Annotated in this window: 17 protein-coding genes; 6 read left to right on the top strand and 11 right to left on the bottom strand. The window is 46.7% G+C overall.

Annotated elements, in window-relative coordinates; translation table 11 throughout:
- Positions 1-52: 52 nt before the first annotated feature.
- Both GC130_RS28105 and GC130_RS28100 read right to left on the bottom strand, forming a co-directional pair.
- A complete protein-coding gene (locus GC130_RS28105; RefSeq protein ID WP_152001690.1) occupies positions 53-1,927 on the bottom strand; it encodes a biotin/lipoyl-containing protein in 1,875 nt (624 codons plus the stop codon).
- An 18-nt stretch (positions 1,928-1,945) separates the two neighbouring features.
- The gene (locus GC130_RS28100; RefSeq protein ID WP_152001689.1) at positions 1,946-2,206 is read right to left on the bottom strand and encodes an OadG family transporter subunit; all 261 of its coding nucleotides are present in this window, start codon (positions 2,204-2,206) and stop codon (positions 1,946-1,948) included.
- 181 nt (positions 2,207-2,387) lie between these two features.
- On the opposite strand from GC130_RS28100, the gene GC130_RS28095 reads away from it, so the two are divergent.
- The 4 genes from GC130_RS28095 to GC130_RS28080 all read left to right on the top strand — a co-directional run bounded on the left by GC130_RS28095 (position 2,388) and on the right by GC130_RS28080 (position 6,391).
- Positions 2,388-3,893: an ATP-binding cassette domain-containing protein gene (locus GC130_RS28095; protein ID WP_152001688.1), complete on the top strand. Its 1,506-nt coding sequence runs from the start codon at positions 2,388-2,390 to the stop codon at positions 3,891-3,893.
- A gap of 174 nt (positions 3,894-4,067) precedes the next feature.
- A complete protein-coding gene (gene rsgA / locus GC130_RS28090) occupies positions 4,068-5,132 on the top strand; it encodes a ribosome small subunit-dependent GTPase A (protein WP_152001687.1) in 1,065 nt (354 codons plus the stop codon).
- Positions 5,133-5,267: 135 nt separating this feature from the next.
- Positions 5,268-6,152, top strand: coding sequence for an SMP-30/gluconolactonase/LRE family protein (locus GC130_RS28085; protein ID WP_152001686.1), 885 nt, complete (start codon positions 5,268-5,270; stop codon positions 6,150-6,152).
- A gap of 20 nt (positions 6,153-6,172) precedes the next feature.
- A complete protein-coding gene (locus GC130_RS28080; RefSeq protein WP_152001685.1) occupies positions 6,173-6,391 on the top strand; it encodes a hypothetical protein in 219 nt (72 codons plus the stop codon).
- Positions 6,392-6,464: 73 nt separating this feature from the next.
- On the opposite strand, the gene GC130_RS28075 is transcribed toward GC130_RS28080, so the two are convergent.
- From GC130_RS28075 to GC130_RS28045, 7 genes are all read right to left on the bottom strand, one after another.
- Positions 6,465-7,091, bottom strand: a complete 627-nt coding sequence (locus GC130_RS28075) for a hypothetical protein (RefSeq protein WP_152001684.1) — start codon at positions 7,089-7,091, stop codon at positions 6,465-6,467.
- Between the two features lie 9 nt (positions 7,092-7,100).
- Entirely contained in the window at positions 7,101-7,640 is a 540-nt protein-coding gene (locus GC130_RS28070) for a hypothetical protein (protein ID WP_152001683.1), read from the bottom strand.
- Between the two features lie 8 nt (positions 7,641-7,648).
- Positions 7,649-8,797 carry a hypothetical protein gene (locus GC130_RS28065; RefSeq protein ID WP_152001682.1) on the bottom strand — a complete coding sequence of 383 codons (1,149 nt, stop codon included), beginning with the start codon at positions 8,795-8,797 and terminating at the stop codon, positions 7,649-7,651.
- A complete protein-coding gene (locus GC130_RS28060) occupies positions 8,766-9,317 on the bottom strand; it encodes a hypothetical protein (protein WP_152001681.1) in 552 nt (183 codons plus the stop codon). The genes GC130_RS28065 and GC130_RS28060 overlap by 32 nt, the downstream gene beginning before the upstream one ends.
- Positions 9,314-9,877 carry an RNA polymerase sigma factor gene (locus GC130_RS28055; RefSeq protein ID WP_152001680.1) on the bottom strand — a complete coding sequence of 188 codons (564 nt, stop codon included), beginning with the start codon at positions 9,875-9,877 and terminating at the stop codon, positions 9,314-9,316. Before GC130_RS28055 ends, GC130_RS28060 begins: the two co-directional genes overlap by 4 nt.
- A gap of 77 nt (positions 9,878-9,954) precedes the next feature.
- A complete protein-coding gene (locus tag GC130_RS28050; protein ID WP_152001679.1) occupies positions 9,955-10,575 on the bottom strand; it encodes a class I SAM-dependent methyltransferase in 621 nt (206 codons plus the stop codon).
- Between the two features lies 1 nt (position 10,576).
- Positions 10,577-11,383, bottom strand: a complete 807-nt coding sequence (locus GC130_RS28045; RefSeq protein ID WP_152001678.1) for a hypothetical protein — start codon at positions 11,381-11,383, stop codon at positions 10,577-10,579.
- A gap of 272 nt (positions 11,384-11,655) precedes the next feature.
- On the opposite strand from GC130_RS28045, the gene GC130_RS28040 reads away from it, so the two are divergent.
- Both GC130_RS28040 and GC130_RS28035 read left to right on the top strand, forming a co-directional pair.
- Positions 11,656-12,471, top strand: coding sequence for a hypothetical protein (locus tag GC130_RS28040; protein ID WP_152001677.1), 816 nt, complete (start codon positions 11,656-11,658; stop codon positions 12,469-12,471).
- Complete coding sequence (locus GC130_RS28035; RefSeq protein WP_152001676.1) at positions 12,471-14,291, top strand: hypothetical protein; 1,821 nt, start codon at positions 12,471-12,473, stop codon at positions 14,289-14,291. The genes GC130_RS28040 and GC130_RS28035 overlap by 1 nt, the downstream gene beginning before the upstream one ends.
- 102 nt (positions 14,292-14,393) lie before the next feature.
- On the opposite strand, the gene atpG is transcribed toward GC130_RS28035, so the two are convergent.
- Together atpG and atpA are read right to left on the bottom strand one after the other, a co-directional pair.
- Positions 14,394-15,287, bottom strand: a complete 894-nt coding sequence (atpG, locus tag GC130_RS28030; protein ID WP_152001675.1) for an ATP synthase F1 subunit gamma — start codon at positions 15,285-15,287, stop codon at positions 14,394-14,396.
- Positions 15,288-15,335: 48 nt separating this feature from the next.
- Entirely contained in the window at positions 15,336-16,916 is a 1,581-nt protein-coding gene (gene atpA / locus GC130_RS28025; RefSeq protein WP_152001674.1) for a F0F1 ATP synthase subunit alpha, read from the bottom strand.
- Positions 16,917-16,931: the final 15 nt, after the last annotated feature.

Genomic DNA, 16,931 nt, shown 5'->3' with positions numbered 1-16,931 from the left:
TAGGGAGGTAAAGGGTTAGTGGTAAGACTGTAAACAGTAGTTTGGGCGTGCCTTAACTTTTCACTCTTACCAGCACGTCGTCGTCGTATACTTCTTGTCCGTCTTTGAAGCAAACCTCCACTACCGTTCCTTCTTTATCTGCGGAAATAGCGTTAATTACCTTCATGGCTTCTATGTAGCCAACAGTATCACCTTTTTTGATGATGTCACCCGGCTTGATGGCCTTTTCGCCGGCGTCCTTCGTTGCAAAAAATTTGCCTTCAAGCGGCGCTAGTATTTCCAGTGTATGTCCGTTGCTGGAAGGCTGTGGCGTGGCCTGGGTTTCAGAAACTGACTTCGGCTGACTATCTCCATCGTAGGATACCGTCACCCGAAAAGCCTCACCGTTCACATCCACCAATAATGTTTGAGGCAGTGCCGCCATGGCAGGCGTTTGGCTTGTAGCCTGAGCAGCAGGCGCCGACGCAACCGTTTTTCTTTGTGTCAAATCCTCATCAAAAGCTTTCTTGGCTTTACCCGACTTGTAATCGATATATTGCTTGGGGTGCATGGCGTATTCCAGCAGCTCCTCTTCATCCTCTCCCACGTCCCAACCTTTTTCTTTCATCTCGCCCCTGATTTTCTCGAGTTCATTTGGGTACAGACTGTGTGGGTCGCCTTCAAAAAACTCCCTGTTTTGTGCTTTGGCCAGGGCTTTCAATTCATCGGCTACGGGGCCTGGCAGCTGACCAGAATTACCCAGCATCATGTCCCAGGTGTTGTCGTCAAGCATGCTCCAACGCTCCTTGCCCTTGTTCATCTGCATCACATTCATGAGTGCAGCATTTTTCACATACTGGCTATAGGGAGTCACCAGCGGGGGGTAGCCCATCTTTGGCCAGATATGCTCCACTTCTTCAAAAAGCTTAATCAGCAGGTCGTCCTGCGACATGGCGGCTTCCCCATTCTTTTCTCTCGCCTTATTCACCGAAACCAGGTTTTTTTCAAGGTCAGCCATCAGGCTGCCCATCATGCCTCCTGGCAAGCCCGGGCCAATCAACAGCGAGTTCATCAATCGGTTTTTAGGGTCGATATAGTAGCCCAGAAAATCATCAATAAATTCCTGCGTCAGCGACCTCACCTGCATGTACGCCTTCATGTTGATGTCGGGCAGCGAAAAACCAGCATCCCGCAGCATAGCATGAACAGTGAGCAAATCTGCATGCCCCGTACCCCACGACAGTGGCTCCATGCCCACGTCGATGATATCTGCACCGGCCCTGGCGGCTTCCAGCGAAGAAACGACCGAAAAGCCTGGCCCAGAATGGCCATGGTATTGCACCAGAATGTCTTTTTTGATGGCTTTGATCCCAGCCACTATTTTGCCAATTGACGCCGGACGGCCAATGCCTGCCATGTCTTTCACCGCTATTTCATCCGCACCCGCCTCTATCAATGTGCCCGCCATGTTCACAAAATAGTCGACGGTGTGGATGGGGCTGTGGGTAATGCTCAATGCCGCCTGGGCAATCATGCCTCCCTTTTTTGCCAGCTTTATTGAATTGGTGATGCTCCTTGTGTCGTTGAGGCCATCGAAGGAACGGGATATATCGGTGCCCTGCTTTTTCTTCACCTTGAACATTAGCTCCCTCACATCCATAGGTACCGGGTACATGCGAAGTCCGTTCAGGCCTCTTTCCAGCATTTGCGTTTGAATGCCTGCGTCGTTGAACGGTTGTGTCCATTCCCGAACCGAGCGGTTGGGATTTTCACCATAAAGCAAATTGATCTGTTCAAAACCGCCGCCGTTGGTTTCCACTCTCCTCCAGCAACCCATGTCTACAATGGGGCCTGCCACCTTCACCAATTGGTCTTTCCTGGGCATGTACTTGCCCGACGACTGCCACATATCTCTGTACACAAGACAAAGTCCTATTTCCTTACTCATATCCGGGTTGTTTAAACACTACAATTTCTCAATCTTTTGGATGTTGGCCTTACCTCCTGAGAGCTGATGAACCGCCGAGGTAATGGCTGCTACTTTTTTGGAAGCTACCTGGGATGTTGGTGTGGAAAGGGATTTGGGGGAAGCCTGCAAGGTTTCCGGAACAAAGGCGTTGACAAACTTGATGAGTGCATTTCCTGTAAGCACCACAAGGGCCAATACCAGAAACACTGTGATCATACCTACTCCCATCAGGGAAACTGCTCTTTCTATGTCTTCCATCACACTTGGGTTAGCGACAAATTAGAAATTTTAGATCGATTAAAAAATGACATTTAGACGAAGTAATACAGACAAAATGAAGGCTACCCTGAATCAGCACATAAAAAAACCGTCAGTGAAAGAATTTTATTAAACTTGCCGGGAGCTCAACAAAATCCCGGCTTTAAATACTCTCAGCGTTATGCACGATCAGCTTCTTCTTAAGCTCGACAACCTAACCGCTCGCTACGGTGAAAAATTCGTTTTCAAGGACTTATCCTTTGAGGTGAGAAGCGGTGAATGCTGGGCTCTCCTGGGGCATAGTGGCTCCGGTAAAAGTGCCTTACTGGAGGCCATTGCAGGTAATTTCAATGTGGTAAAGGGGCAAGTCATCAGGCCTTTTTACGATGAATATATCAGGGCCCATCCACCAAAAGATCCCTATTTTAACTACCGACAGCTCATCAGCTACCTCCCGGTAAAGTACCAGTTCAAGAATCTTTCCAACACTTCGGAGTTCTTTTACCAGCAACGCTTTAATGCCGCATTTTCAGAGGATGCCCCAACCGTCGAAGATTTTCTTAATGACGAGGTACAGAAAAGCTTGGCGGAAGGGCCCTGGGATGTCAGCAAAGTTATCTCGCTTTTCCAGCTTGAGCGACTGCGTCAAAAGCAGCTTATCAAGCTAAGCAATGGAGAAACCAAAAGACTCAGGCTGGCAGCTTCACTGCTAAAAAACCCCAGGCTCCTACTTCTGGATAGTCCACTCGTTGGCTTAGATGTGAAAACCAGAACAGCGTTCAATGCCATCCTTGCGCAAATCATTGCTTCTGGCACCACCGTTGTGCTCACCTGCACCGTTGGTGAAATACCACCGGTAGTCACTCATGCAGCCGTTCTGCACAACTACCAGATTCAACAAGTCGTCGCCCGGGAAAGATTTAGCTTAATTAAGCTGCCCAAGCCTCCTTCTTACTCCCTTGATGCACGCAAGGTGAGCACACTTACTGAGGGTCGAGGGCCATCTCAATACAAATTGATCGTGGGCATGAAAGAGGTGACTGTCAAATATGGCGACAGCACTATCCTCAATGGAGTTAACTGGGTAATCAAACCCGGCGAGCGTTGGGCACTGAGGGGGCCAAACGGTGCGGGAAAGTCAACATTGTTAAGCCTGATCAACGGCGACAATCCCCAGGCCTATGCCAATGATATCACTCTTTTTGACCACAAGCGAGGAAGCGGAGAAAGCATTTGGGACATCAAGAAAAAAATAGGTTTTGTGTCGCCGGAGTTGCTGCAGTACTTTCATTCGAGGGCTACCTGCTGGGAAATTGTGGCCTCAGGCTTCCATGACACACTGGGCTATTTAAAGCCGGTGGACAAGGAGCAAGCGTTTTTGGTCGATCAATGGCTTAAGCTGCTTGGACTGGAAGGTTCAGCCGGTCAGGTTTTTGAGACCGCCTCACCCACTATCCAGCGAATCATCCTCCTTGCCAGAGCCATGATAAAAAACCCTCCGCTCCTTATCCTCGACGAGCCGTGTCAGGGCCTTGATCAGGTGCAACAAACAAGAGTGCGAACAGTCGTGGATGCCGTTTGCAGCGCATCCGCCACGGCACTCATCTATGTCACACATTATGAGGAAGAATTGCCTGCATGTGTTGACCACGTGCTCCAGCTGGAAAAGGGAAGAAGAGTCATTTGAGGATTATTTAGACCAAATCCTTATCTTTGCCAAAATAACTTTTAGTCTCTGATACTTTTAAAAATTTCTATTCCAGGGCTTGATATAGCCTAAAGCGCTCCTTCGGGCAGCGCTACTTTCAGATCCACCTTCCCACGGTGGAGTAGATTTTTATTGACTAAATCCTATACTGAAATGGAATACAATCACTTAAGCCCACTAGGCTGGAATACCTATTTTGAAAATCAAATTGCCGAAGACGAAAAAGAGTTAATCGTCGGAAGAGTATCTATAGAAAACAAAACCAACTATCAGGTACTCACCGCCAGGGACACATATATTGCCGAAGCGACTGGACGCCTTTTTTACATGGCGGAAACAGACGCTGAGTTGCCAAAAGTGGGCGACTGGGTGCTGACGATGGAAATTGACAAGGGCAAAGCCATCATTCAAAAGGTGCTGGAACGGCAGTCTGTCATCTCACGAAAAGTGCCAGGCAAGAAGCTGGAAGAGCAAATCATTGCTACCAACATCGACAAGCTTTTCATTGTGCAGGGGTTGGATGGCAACTTCAATCTCGCCCGACTTGAGCGCTACCTGACACTTGCACAAAACGTGGAGCCAATCATTGTTTTGAACAAAGCCGATCTCTGCCCCGACCCGGATGACATTGTTCAGCAGGTGAAAGAGCGAATAAAGAATGCGGAGATTGTGGTGGTAGCTGCCCTGCAAAATCAGGTAAGCGCCCTTCATCCTCACATAAAGCCTGGATCAACCATAGCGATTGTAGGCTCCTCTGGCGTTGGCAAATCGACAATCATCAACAGTCTGATTGGGCAGCCGCTTGTGGCAACCGGCGAGGTGAGGGAGTTGGACTCAAAGGGCAGGCATACCACTACAAGCCGACATCTGATGCTGCTGGAAAGTGGAGGCGTTTTGATAGACACTCCGGGCATGCGTGAACTACAGCTCTGGCGTGACCAGTCCAGCTTGGGCACTTCTTTCGAAGACATTGAAGCCTTGAGCGAGCATTGCAAGTTCAAGAACTGCACACACACCGATGAAAAAGGCTGTGCCATCACCCAGGCGCTGGACGAAGGTTCGCTGGACGAAGCACACTGGATCAACTATGCCAAAATGAAAAAGGAGCTGGCGTACCTGGAAACCAGGCAGGATGTAAATGCGATGCTGGAAAAGAAGAAAAAATGGAAGAAGATTCAAAAGGACTACAAGGCTATCCAGAAAAACAGAAACATGTAATGCTTCCACCTTGTTAATCTTACCGTGGTTTACTCAAATCACTTTTCTGGCAATTAATTACCTTTTGGTAATCCTGCCAATTTTACAATAATCATATATGCTGTTAACTTTGAAAACAATAAACCTAGATCAACAATGAAAAAACTTAGCTATTTATTAGCCGCTGCCGTTTTGGTGGCCTGCCAAAGTGGAAAGAAGACAGAGGAAGCTGTGGTGGAGGAAACTCCGGCAACTACCGTTTCACTTGTTAAAAAATGGGAGACCGACACAACGCTGACCACGCCTGAGTCTGTTTACTACGATGTAACCAATGGCGTGCTGTACGTTGCCTGCATCGGAGCGGTGCCACCGGATGCCAAAGATGGTGACGGATTTATAGCCAAAGTAGGACTTGATGGAGCCATCATCGATACCCAATGGGTGGTCGGTTTAGACGGCCCTAAGGGCATGGGCATGGTAGGCAACCTGCTTTACGTAAGCAACATCGACGAAGTGGTGGAGATAGATGTCAACACCGGTGAGATCACCAATAGGTTTCCGGTAGACGGGGCCTCCTTCCTCAACGATATTACTGTTGACGCTTCAGGAACCGTTTATATCAGCGATTCGGGCGTGAGCAAAATCTTTGCACTGTCCAACGGCGCTGTGGCACTATGGACAGAAGGCGAAGTCCTTGGCGGCCCCAATGGCCTTTTGGCTGAAGACGGCAGGCTAATGGTGGCTTCCTTCGGCGCAGGCAAATTCAGCACTATCAGCATTGCCGATAAGGACGTGAAAATGGTGGTGGACTCAATACCCGGTGGTGATGGCGTGGTGGCGCTGGATGGCGACTACTTTGTGTCTAACTGGAACGGCGAGGTGTACTACGTGACCGAAGACTGGAAGAAAACAAAACTGCTTGACACCAAAGCAGCCGGTGCCAATGCGGCGGATATTGAAATTGCGGCGGATCAAAGCTTACTGTTTGTTCCTACGTTTTTCGGCAACACAGTGGTAGCCTATGACATCGTGAAAGAGTAGTCTTCCGTTCTAGAAAATCCGTGGCCACTCGAAAAGACAGAATTTTATGGTTCTCCGTCGTTTCAATAATTTACTTTATTGGCGGAGTGGTGGCCATCGGATGGAATAGAGAATACCTGGTGCCCAAAGATTGGTGGTTTTCAGCGACAGTTGCCGTATTGGCCGGTGCAGGCTCGGCTTATTTTGGCCCCAGGGCTGTTGACGTCGTTAAAGCCATAAAGTCCGACAAGAATTCCTAAATCAAAAAAAACAGGCTGGTTTCCCCAGTCTGTTTTTTTAGTATAAACCATTCATAAACCTCAGGCTATTGGCTTAAAACCTGCCAAGCCTGATTGAAAACGTTCCTCCCCAGCTGGTCAAATCATCATCCGAAATGTTTCTCAGATCCGACCCCTTTATGAGGCGATAGGTGGCGCCCACTCCCACCCGCAAGAATTGCGTGATATTGACTTCCAGCTGCGCACTGGGCTTCACTACAAAAAACGCCGTTGACTCAAGTACATACTCCTTATCGAAGGAAGTAGGGAAATACTGCTTGTCGACTATGTGAAAAGCACCAGCCCCAAATAATACCGGGATCGTTAAGTGCACCACTTCGTTTGGAAACAGAATACCCCCAAGGTACAGCCCACCGTAACCACCTTCGATATTGAACATTGTGCCGGCCTCCCCTCTAAATTGGTTCTCGGTAGAGATTCCGTAGCCTGCCAGCCCGAACATCACATGCTTGTTGATGATAGCACCCCCATAGGCACCCAGCAAAAGGCTTCTTTCCTGATATACGTCTGTAATATTGATGTCTACACCACCGAAGCCCTTGATCTCATTTTCTTTGCTAAAAAGAGACTTAATCTCCTCGGGATTCTCAATACCCTGTGCAGCACTACTGAGCCACCCGCATGTGATAGAAAGTATAAAAACAATTTTGACAGCTTTCATCGATCTTTTTTAAAAAATGTACTTAAATGAAATGGCTGAGTCCCAGAACCTCGAATCCGTTTTGCGGAAACCGATGTAGTCGAAATACGGCTTTACATCAAAAGAAACGGTTATCGGAGCCGCCAGCCACCGGTATTCCACACCAATAAGAAAGTCAGCCCCCATGGTAAAAAAGGTCGCCCCATTTTCATAGGTGAACGCACTCCCGTCTGTCCCTACCAATATCTTGGTCAGGTTGTTTCGCTCCTCAAATCCGAAATGGCCGCCGGCACCGTAGTAGGCATAGAAGTTTGGAGAAAAAGCCAAATCCATCGGCACATGGAACACATACATAGTAGTGAGCTGCAGCCCTTCATGCCTGCCACTTACCATGATTTCCAGTGCCTCTTCTGTTACCAGAAACTTCTTGTAAGTCAGCGCTGACGTGGCTCCAAATCGTACGCCGGCTGACTGCGAGTATTCCTGCGTCGTTTGCGCATTGGCCAATTGACATGTAGCAAGACTAAGGACAGCTATCAACAACTGCACTCCAAAAAATAATCTCTTCATTGTTAGTATTAGTTCTTCGTAAACGGCAACGCTTCCATATAGCGAAGGGTTACCGAGGCACCTTGCAGATCCAGTTGCATGATGCCTTGTTTGTCATTCGTTCTACCCACCTGGCCACTCAACTGGATGTAACCTTCCTTGCCAGCTACCGGGCTATTGGTCAGCATGGGAATCCAGTTTCCCGGAATATAAATCTTATCCTGCTCCGCCTTGATATCAAGATTGACCCAACTGGCAGGATCCATCGTGACATCCAGGTCAGTGTACTTACTTGCCAGCCTCACCTTTGCAAAATCTTTATTAAGGTTATGAAGTATCACCTGCCCGTAGTTCACCTCCAAATCAAGGTTCTCCTGTATTTCACCCAACGTCCAGTCTGTAAACATTCCTTTGCCACTGATCCAGCCAACTTTCTGAAAATTAAGTTTATCGTTTCTGGAATCTACTCTCGCTGAAAGTGCACTTTCTACCCTCAGTTCGGAAGTCATCGATTGTAGAATGATACCCTTTGCCTGCTGAATGTCAACCTGAGCCGCCTTAAGGGTCAGCTCCACATCATGCACCCGTCTTATATTCGCCTTCCCAAAACTCAAGTCAACGATCGACTTACCCTTCAACTCATTGGCCTTCAAATCACCATGCGCAAGGGTAAGCTTGATGGGGCCCCCGTGATCGGCAATAAAAACATTCCCAAAGCGGTTGTCCAAAAATAGGCTCGCACCCTCTGGCAAGGTTATCTCGTAATCTATGGTCAGCTTGTTGCTGCTCAAAACCGTCTTCGACACATCGCCAACCGTGTTCAGCAATTCCTTAAACGTTCCGCTGCCCCTGTCCAGCACAGTTTCAACAGTTAAAAAAGACCCAAGATTGCTAAAGTCAATTTCAACTCGCTCCATCAGCTTTTGAGTGGACCTCGAGTCCTTGGCATACGCTGTGATCTCCACCGAGATAAGCACAGAATCTTTTGCCCACGACTTTACCGCTACCCGTCCATATTTATTGCTCACGTCAACTGTGATGTCCTTCGGAACCTTGTACGCTTTGTTGATGCTCTTCGTCAGTCTCGTATCGCTCTGCGCTTGTGCTTGGCTTCCAGCCAACACAAGCAACAGCATGATCAACCACTTAAAGAGACGATTCTTTCCTACCTGCTCCATTTTTTGCCTCCTTTATTTGCGCCAGTATCCTGTCGAGGATGTCCAGCTTAATTTTATAATTCACGATCATTGCATGAATGACCTCTTCATTGTCTACGTTGTCTGCCAGGTCAGTCTGGAGCTCATTATAGGCTTGATCGAGGGCCAGCATGTCCTCCACCACTTCCTTGTCTACCCACTGCCCATTGGCTTCTATTTCATTCATTTTTTCAGAAATCATCATGGCATAATACTGCTCCGTTTCTGCCATCTCCGGCGACACCATAGAAAGGGTCGGTTGCGACTTTGATGATCCCGCACTGTTCCACATGAAAGCGATGGATGCCACCAACAATAATGTAACAGCAGCAGCCACCCGGACTACTTTACCGCTCCAGCCCCACATGGGCAGTACCTTTCCCGATTTCTTACCGCCATGGAGTCGCTTGTCAATGTTTTCCCAGGCCAAATCAAGGTCGGTATCGAAAACATCGAAGCTGTCCCGCCGCTCATCAATGTTCTTTTTTAGAAAATCTGTCATTGGTTGGCTACTTTCAATTTTTCCATTCCTAACAAGTCTCTCACTTTTGCTTTGCCTTTACAGTACTGGGCCTTCGAAGCCGACTCCGTTATACCCAATATTTGCCCGATCTCTCCATGGTCATACCCTTCAAAGAGGTACAGGTTCATCACTGTTTTACAGCCCACCGAAATCTGATCCATCGCCTGTAGTATTTTACCAGCCTCCATTCGGGCATAGTAGTTATCGTCGTCGTCTTCATAGGCCAGGTCAAACTTTTCTTCTATGCTAATGGTGAAAAGTCGCTTCTTTCTAAGCGTATTGATGCAATGATTCACCACCACCCGCTTGATCCACGCAGGAAACGTCTTGGGTTGCTGAAGCTTTTTCAGGCTGGCAAAGGCATCGACAAAGGCATCCTGAAGTACATCTCTGGCTTCTTCCTCGTCGCCTATCATCCGGCGGCAGATATTGTACATCGCCTTTGAGTACAGCTTGTACAACTCATTGATCGCCCGACGATCGCCCTCCTGGCTCCTCACCACAAGGTATTCCTGTAAACTCGCACTTTCTGAATCCAATTTCTAATTAGGTTGCAGGGTAAAAGACATCCAAAAAATGAATAGGTTTCGATTGAATCGGTTGGAGCAAAAAATATTTAGCTTCTCGCTAAAAGGTGAGTACCTATCATTCCTCTACAATACGTGGCACTCTGCTTAATGTTCCATCCAGCTCGGGCAAATGCCTCCTGCCAATTGGGAAGCCTATGTGCCTCAATATCACAAGTTAAGCGAAAAAATAAGTACATACCCCTTATGAGAAGTGATTTCCACCCTCGCTTTTCCTGTTCCACAAAATCAGTCACGATCAACAGTGTGTTCGGTTTACTCACCTGCGATACCGACTTCACAATACGTTCCACCGACTCGTGGGAGAACATGTCCAGAAAAAACGGCAGTAACACAAGGTCATAAGAATCGGTTTCGCCGTAAGTCAGGAAGTCCGCCCGCACAAAACTAATATTCATGCACGGCGTCGTTCTCGACTGTGCCTTTGCAATCATGCCCGGCGACTTCTCAATAAAAACCAGTTGGCTATCGGGATGCTGCCTGAAGTATTCTTCAAAAAACCGGCCGGTGCCGCCGCCTGCTACCAGTGTAGACTTGACATTCTCTGGCCTTCCGAAAAAGTGGCATTGACTCCTGTCAATGCAGTTTCCAAAGACAAGCCGGGCCAGCGGGTCGTACACTGGGGCCAAAAGGTTAAATCCATTGGCCATCTTAAATCAGAAGAACTATCGGCATCAGAAAAATGCCATCGCCAATGAGCCGATAGGTGAGAGAGTTTTCAAAATCAGCCATTCGCTGATAAAGTATCCAAAGAACTCCCAGCATCAGCATCAGCAACCCTTGCAAAGGAAGTAGGCTGCCACTAAACCAGGAGAGCCCAGCTATCCCAATAACGGCTACAGTAAAAGCAGCCCGTAACAGCAAACGTATTTTTTCAGGTTTCCACCGGGTTATGAATGATTCCTGACTATCGGCCATGTCGTACTGCCGCTCTTGGCGGGAGAATAGAACCAGGTTGATAAAAGCAATGAGGAATATCACTATAAGAATCAGCAGATCTACAGGCCGCACACCGCTGTTCGCTAAGGCCCTGGGTGCCAGCGAAATTCCAGCGGTATAAAGCGCCGCCACAACTACCTCTTTAGGCAGGCTCCGGGTCGACAAAAAAACCCACAGCAAATAAAGCAGGCAGCTTCCCATCACCAGCACGCCATAAAGCAACACCGGCGCTGGCAAATAAATCAACGAACCGAGGCCTGCGCTACCAACCATCACAAGAACTGTAAGCAACTGTGAGAAGTGCTCCTGGTAGAAATGATGCCGGGGGTTACTGGCCAATGCGGGTATTTTTCTGGCATCAAAAAGCCGGTCGAGAATATAGATAAACCAAACAGCCAAAAACAGGGAGACATAAACGGAGGCTGGCACATGGGCACCGCAGGTAGAGGCAACAACCATCGACATGACGACAGCACCCAGAGCTACCTCCAGGCTGCCGTGTTTAAGCAGTCCTATCATGAAAGACCTGCCCATCAACAAAAAAGCCCATGAATTTTCACGGGATCAATTTATCTTCTAAATTTTACTTTAGCTACTGTTCTGGGCTTCCGTGCTGCCAACAACTCAAAGCATCCGCCAGGGATTTGGTGAGCCCATGCCCTGCATTTGAAATGCAGGGCCCTATTCTTGTTGACAACTAATGACATTCGGGTCAAGGCACCATCGTCGACTGATATGACGGACCTTGACGGCTCATAAAGGGGAATTCCACCGAAAAGCAAAGAAAGTTATTGAAGGCATCAGAAATGGTAATATATTTAGAAATGTTATATTCTGTAACCAGAGGAACAACCATAATTTCTGTCGTCTATTTTTTCCTTTTTACGCAAGAAGTGCGCTCACAATCGGTGTCACTAAGCTTTGAATCTACTTATGGCACCTACGATATGGAAGATTTTAAGACGGCGCAAAATAACATTCCTTTCATTTTCCTTGGTTACGGAAGAATCAACCTGCCTTACAAGATATATAGCAACTTCGAACCATACTATGGCTACAATGGAATGCTGACTCTTCATCTTGAGAAGCTAGAAGTGTCGATTGAAAATGGGGCCAATTCAACTGGTTCCAGACTGAGCTATAAAGATTATTCGGGGACGTTTGAAAGTGATCAACTAGTGTCCAACAAGTACTGGGGCGCAGGAATATCACCATTTAAGATGTCGCTCACCGACGCCTTTTTTATTAGACCTCGCCTGGTAAGTGGGGTTTCCCTTTCTAGTTACAGCATGGAGAACTTCGCTGAATTGACTAACACCAATTCTTATATCAACCAGTTAATCGTTGTGAAATCAAAACAACTTTTTTTTGAACCGCAAGCTTCGATAGGCTTTACGAAGTATCGTTTCATAGTAAGTGCTAGTGTCGGCTACCATCTACAGGTTGTGTCCCTAAAAGAAAAGGTTATTGAGGGTAGCGAGGCGGAATGGCAGGCTTATTTCCCTTCAGGCGAGCCGAAGCCCCAATGGAATGGTGTTAGACTTAAAGCTGGTCTTGGCTTCATTCTCTTAAAAAAGAAGAGCAAAGCTATTATAACAAAAGCCTGATGAAAAATAACATCATTTTCGCTGTTCTACTGACTCTGCTCTCGTCAGTCTTTGCATGTGAGTTTCAATTAGATGGAGAAAATTATGTAGAAATAGAACAAGAGGTTAATTCAAGCTTATCAGAGTACGAGCTGACTGCAATAGCCGATGATGAGTTTATCGTCCGTCCAAAGCAAATCACCTACAGTTTTAAGGTTACGGATGGGCTCTTTTATTTAGTCGTAGCGACCCTGGATGAAAAGGAGATTTATGTTTCTGACCTACCATCAGGTAGTTTCATACTTAGACCTGGTATGGCTGTAGCCGATTATGGTTTTGCTGAACTTGTTGTGAATGTTTACACAAGCACAAATACTAACAGCCTGGCCGATCAGGTGCAGGCCGAGGCCGCCATTTATCAATTTAAAAAGCGAATCCGAATTGATAAACGACCGGCTGAAGCCATCCCCTTTACCATTACAAGCACCACAAATGCACTCACATTCAATTTTCAGCAATATCCTAACAACAACTTGTGGAGAGTAAACATATACGGAGGCCCCGATCCTGACCAACTATTCAACAATGAAAATCAGCTGTCGTCGGTTTTCGAAGTTCCCTCTCAATATATCGATCTTGGCTACGTAGGCGGAACGATGTATTACGGGGTAGAAACGCAGGTATTTCGGGGTGATATAATGGAAAGTGAAAGATCAAATATTACGACTATCAACTTATCGGATGGACCTAAAATTGTCAAGTATGAATCAACGGCAGATGGACACCTCAAAGTATATTGGTCGAGGGCCCCATTTGAAAGCAGTTTTTCAACTTATACCCTGAAATGGTTATTCAACGGAGTAAAGACCCTTACCAGTACTAATTTCAATGATACAACAGCGTCGATCAGTGGGTTGCCGATGGGTGACACTATCAGCTTTGAACTGGTGACTACCAGTGCCAATCAAGTGAATAAAGTAATCAACTCAAGCCTTGGTGCGTTAGGTGACCGAGCTTTCCAGTTTGATGAATTGTATGTCGACCGAAATACACCATCCAGAAAACTAAGTTACGACGCTAGTTCACAACTACTCCGAAATACCGAAAATGAGCAAATTTCTATTTCACTACCAATTTCTGGATTATCTTTTTCAAATAACGGAAGCACAATTGCTGCTTACAGTCGGGACATCATTAGTCTCTTAAATTCTTCGACGCTAACCTTAATCAGGCAAATTGAATTGAACGGTTTGGCAAATAATTCATTCCCAAGACCAGTAGCTCGCTTGCAAGTCATCGATGATAGGTACGTCGCATACACTGACAGAGTTTTTAAGTTGTTGGATTATGTAGAGGACGCAATAGTATATCAAGGCAATTTTAATAACAATGTGATTTACTATGAGGAATCGAAAAACCTGGTACTTATCGGAAGGGATTTCTCCGGAAACTCAAGGGCATATAAAGCAGAGCATTTCGTGGTTGAAAATGGTACGTTGACCGAGCTTCCCAACGAGTTCAAATTCATGAATTATACCAATTCTATCGGCTTCGGAAACTACGTAGCGATAGTAACTACCACAGAAAACAAAATTAATGTTATAAAAATACCAGAAATGGAGAGTGTTGCCGAGTACACTCTTGGCACTCGATATTTTTTAAAGAGTGCGGATGCTGCCACTAACTGGGGGCTATTCTTTATTGAAAGCTCCGTGCAAGTAAGGGACATGTTAACTGGAACTATTATCTACTCCGGCCCTAACAAAATTGAGCAAAATTATGCTCTTGTCGATGGTATCTTGTATAGCGGCAATGGCTTTTCTCTTAATTTGAACAGATGAGAATTCCTCTGAACTGAACCATTAGCCTCCCCTGCCAATGCCCGGATAAACCACAAAAAAGCCCGTGATTTCTCACGGGCTCAATTTATCTTCAATTATTGATTAACTACTCTTTAGCGCTTCAGCACCACCAACTATCTCCAGAATCTCTTTGGTGATCGCCGCCTGACGAGTTCTGTTATACATCAGCTTCAGCTCCTTCAACAGTTCACCTGCATTGTCGGTCGCTTTGTCCATGGCTGTCATCCTGGCACCTTGCTCGGAAGCGTTGGATTCCAAAGTAGCCTTGTACACCTGTATCTTCAGAGACTTGGGGATTAGCTCCTTTACAATAAACTCCTTAGATGGCTCATAAATGTAGTCGATGGCGTTTGAGTTTGATGTACTCCCCTCCGCTATCTCAGACGGCTCTATTGGAAGAAACTTTTCTACCTTCAATACCTGAGTGGCAACATTTTTAAACTCGTTGTATACAAGCTCTACAGCGTCAAAATCTCCATTCTTATAGGCTTCCATCAGGTGCTCGGCTACCGGGCGAACTTCATCAAACGAGAGGTTGGAGAAAATGTCCCAGTATTTCGTATCGACCTTGTAGTTTCTCTTTTTGAAAAACTCCATGGCCTTCTTTCCCAGAGGAATGATGGTAACTCCACCGAACTCATTCTGCTCCTTGTATTTTGTCTTCAGAAGGCTGACAGCCGCTTTAAAAACTGAGCTATTGAAAGCTCCACACAAGCCTTTGTCGGAAGAAACAACAACCAAAGCGACCCGATTCACCTCCCTTACAACGGCATATTCATTCTCCAAATTGTCGCTAACAGATGAAGTAACATTTCTAAGTATACCTGTCAGCTTCTCAGAGTAGGGGCGCATTTGGGTAATACGGTCTTGTGCCCTTCTCAGCTTCGCAGCCGCCACCATTTTCATGGCTTTGGTGATCTGCTGAGTAGAAGTAACCGACTGAATTCTGCCCTTAACCTCTTTTAGGTTCGCCATATACTTTCTATTTGAAAAGTCCGCCAGTGGGCGGACTCACCATTCTATTTAGGATACGTAACTTTTTTGAAGACTCTTAGCCGTCTCTGCAAGTGTATTTATCACACTGTCTTCCAGCTTACCCGCACGAAGCAAATCCAGGGCATCCTGATGCTGCGCTGATAATAGTGTCAAAAACTCCTTCTCAAAGGCTTTCACCTTGTCCAAAGGCACCTTATCAAGGAAGCCTTTTGTTGACACGTAAATGATAGCAATCTGATGCTCAACCGACATAGGGCTGAACTGAGGCTGCTTCAATATTTCCTGGTTTCTTCTACCCCTGTCAATAGTCAGCTTGGTAGACGCATCGAGGTCAGAACCGAACTTGGCAAAAGCCTCAAGTTCACGAAACTGAGCCTGATCCAGCTTCAGTGTACCTGCCACTTTCTTCATCGACTTGATCTGGGCATTACCACCCACCCTTGATACAGAAATACCAACGTTGATCGCAGGGCGCACACCTGAGTTAAACAGGTTGGTTTCAAGGAAGATCTGTCCGTCAGTAATTGAGATTACGTTAGTCGGAATGTAAGCAGACACGTCGCCAGCTTGTGTCTCAATAATCGGAAGGGCTGTCAACGACCCTCCTCCTTTTACTTTGCCTTTCAATGACTCTGGAAGGTCATTCATTTGGCTGGCAATTTCATCGTTGTCGTTGATTTTGGCAGCACGCTCAAGCAAACGAGAGTGGAGATAGAATACGTCACCCGGGTAGGCCTCACGTCCCGGCGGGCGGCGCAGAAGCAATGACACCTCACGGTAAGAAACCGCCTGCTTGGAAAGGTCATCATAGATAACCAAAGCAGGGCGTCCGGTATCACGGAAGTACTCCCCTATAGATGCCCCTGTAAATGGTGAGAAGAACTGCATTGGCGCAGGGTCAGATGCAGCAGCCGACACGATAACAGTATAAGGCATCGCTCCTGCTTTTTCAAGAGAAGCAACAATACCTGCTACGGTAGAAGCCTTCTGTCCTACCGCCACATATATACAGTAAACAGGCTCGCCCTTTTCGTAAAACTCTTTCTGGTTGATGATGGTATCGATGGCCACAGCGGTCTTACCAGTCTGACGGTCACCAATGATCAACTCCCTTTGACCACGACCAATTGGAATCATCGCATCAATTGCCTTTACACCAGTTTGCAGCGGCTCATTTACTGGCTGACGATAGATAACACCAGGCGCCTTTCTTTCAAGCGGCATTTCGTACAAGTCGCCAGTCAAAGGACCTTTACCGTCGATAGGATTACCAAGTGTATCTACTACCCTGCCGCACATGCTATCGCCTACTTTAATGGAGGCAATTGTTTTTGTGCGCTTTACAGTAGCACCTTCTTTAATTCCTTTTGGGTCCCCCAGCAATACCGCACCTACGTTGTCTTCTTCCAGGTTAAGTACCAATGCCTTCAAGCCGTTTTCGAACTCTAAAAGTTCACCAGCTTGTGCCTGAGTAAGTCCGTAAATACGGGCCACCCCATCACCTACCTGAAGAACTGTTCCTACTTCTTCGAGCTCAGCTTCAGTTCTGAAGTTTGAGAGTTGCTCTCTCAAAATCGCTGATACCTCGTCAGGTCTTACGTCTGCCATTAGTGTATTATTATG

It is taken from the genome of Imperialibacter sp. EC-SDR9, from assembly GCF_902498805.1.
Classification (GTDB): domain Bacteria; phylum Bacteroidota; class Bacteroidia; order Cytophagales; family Cyclobacteriaceae; genus Imperialibacter.
The sequence above is the reverse complement of the archived record's forward strand: the minus strand, read 5'-3'. Positions and strand labels throughout refer to the sequence as shown.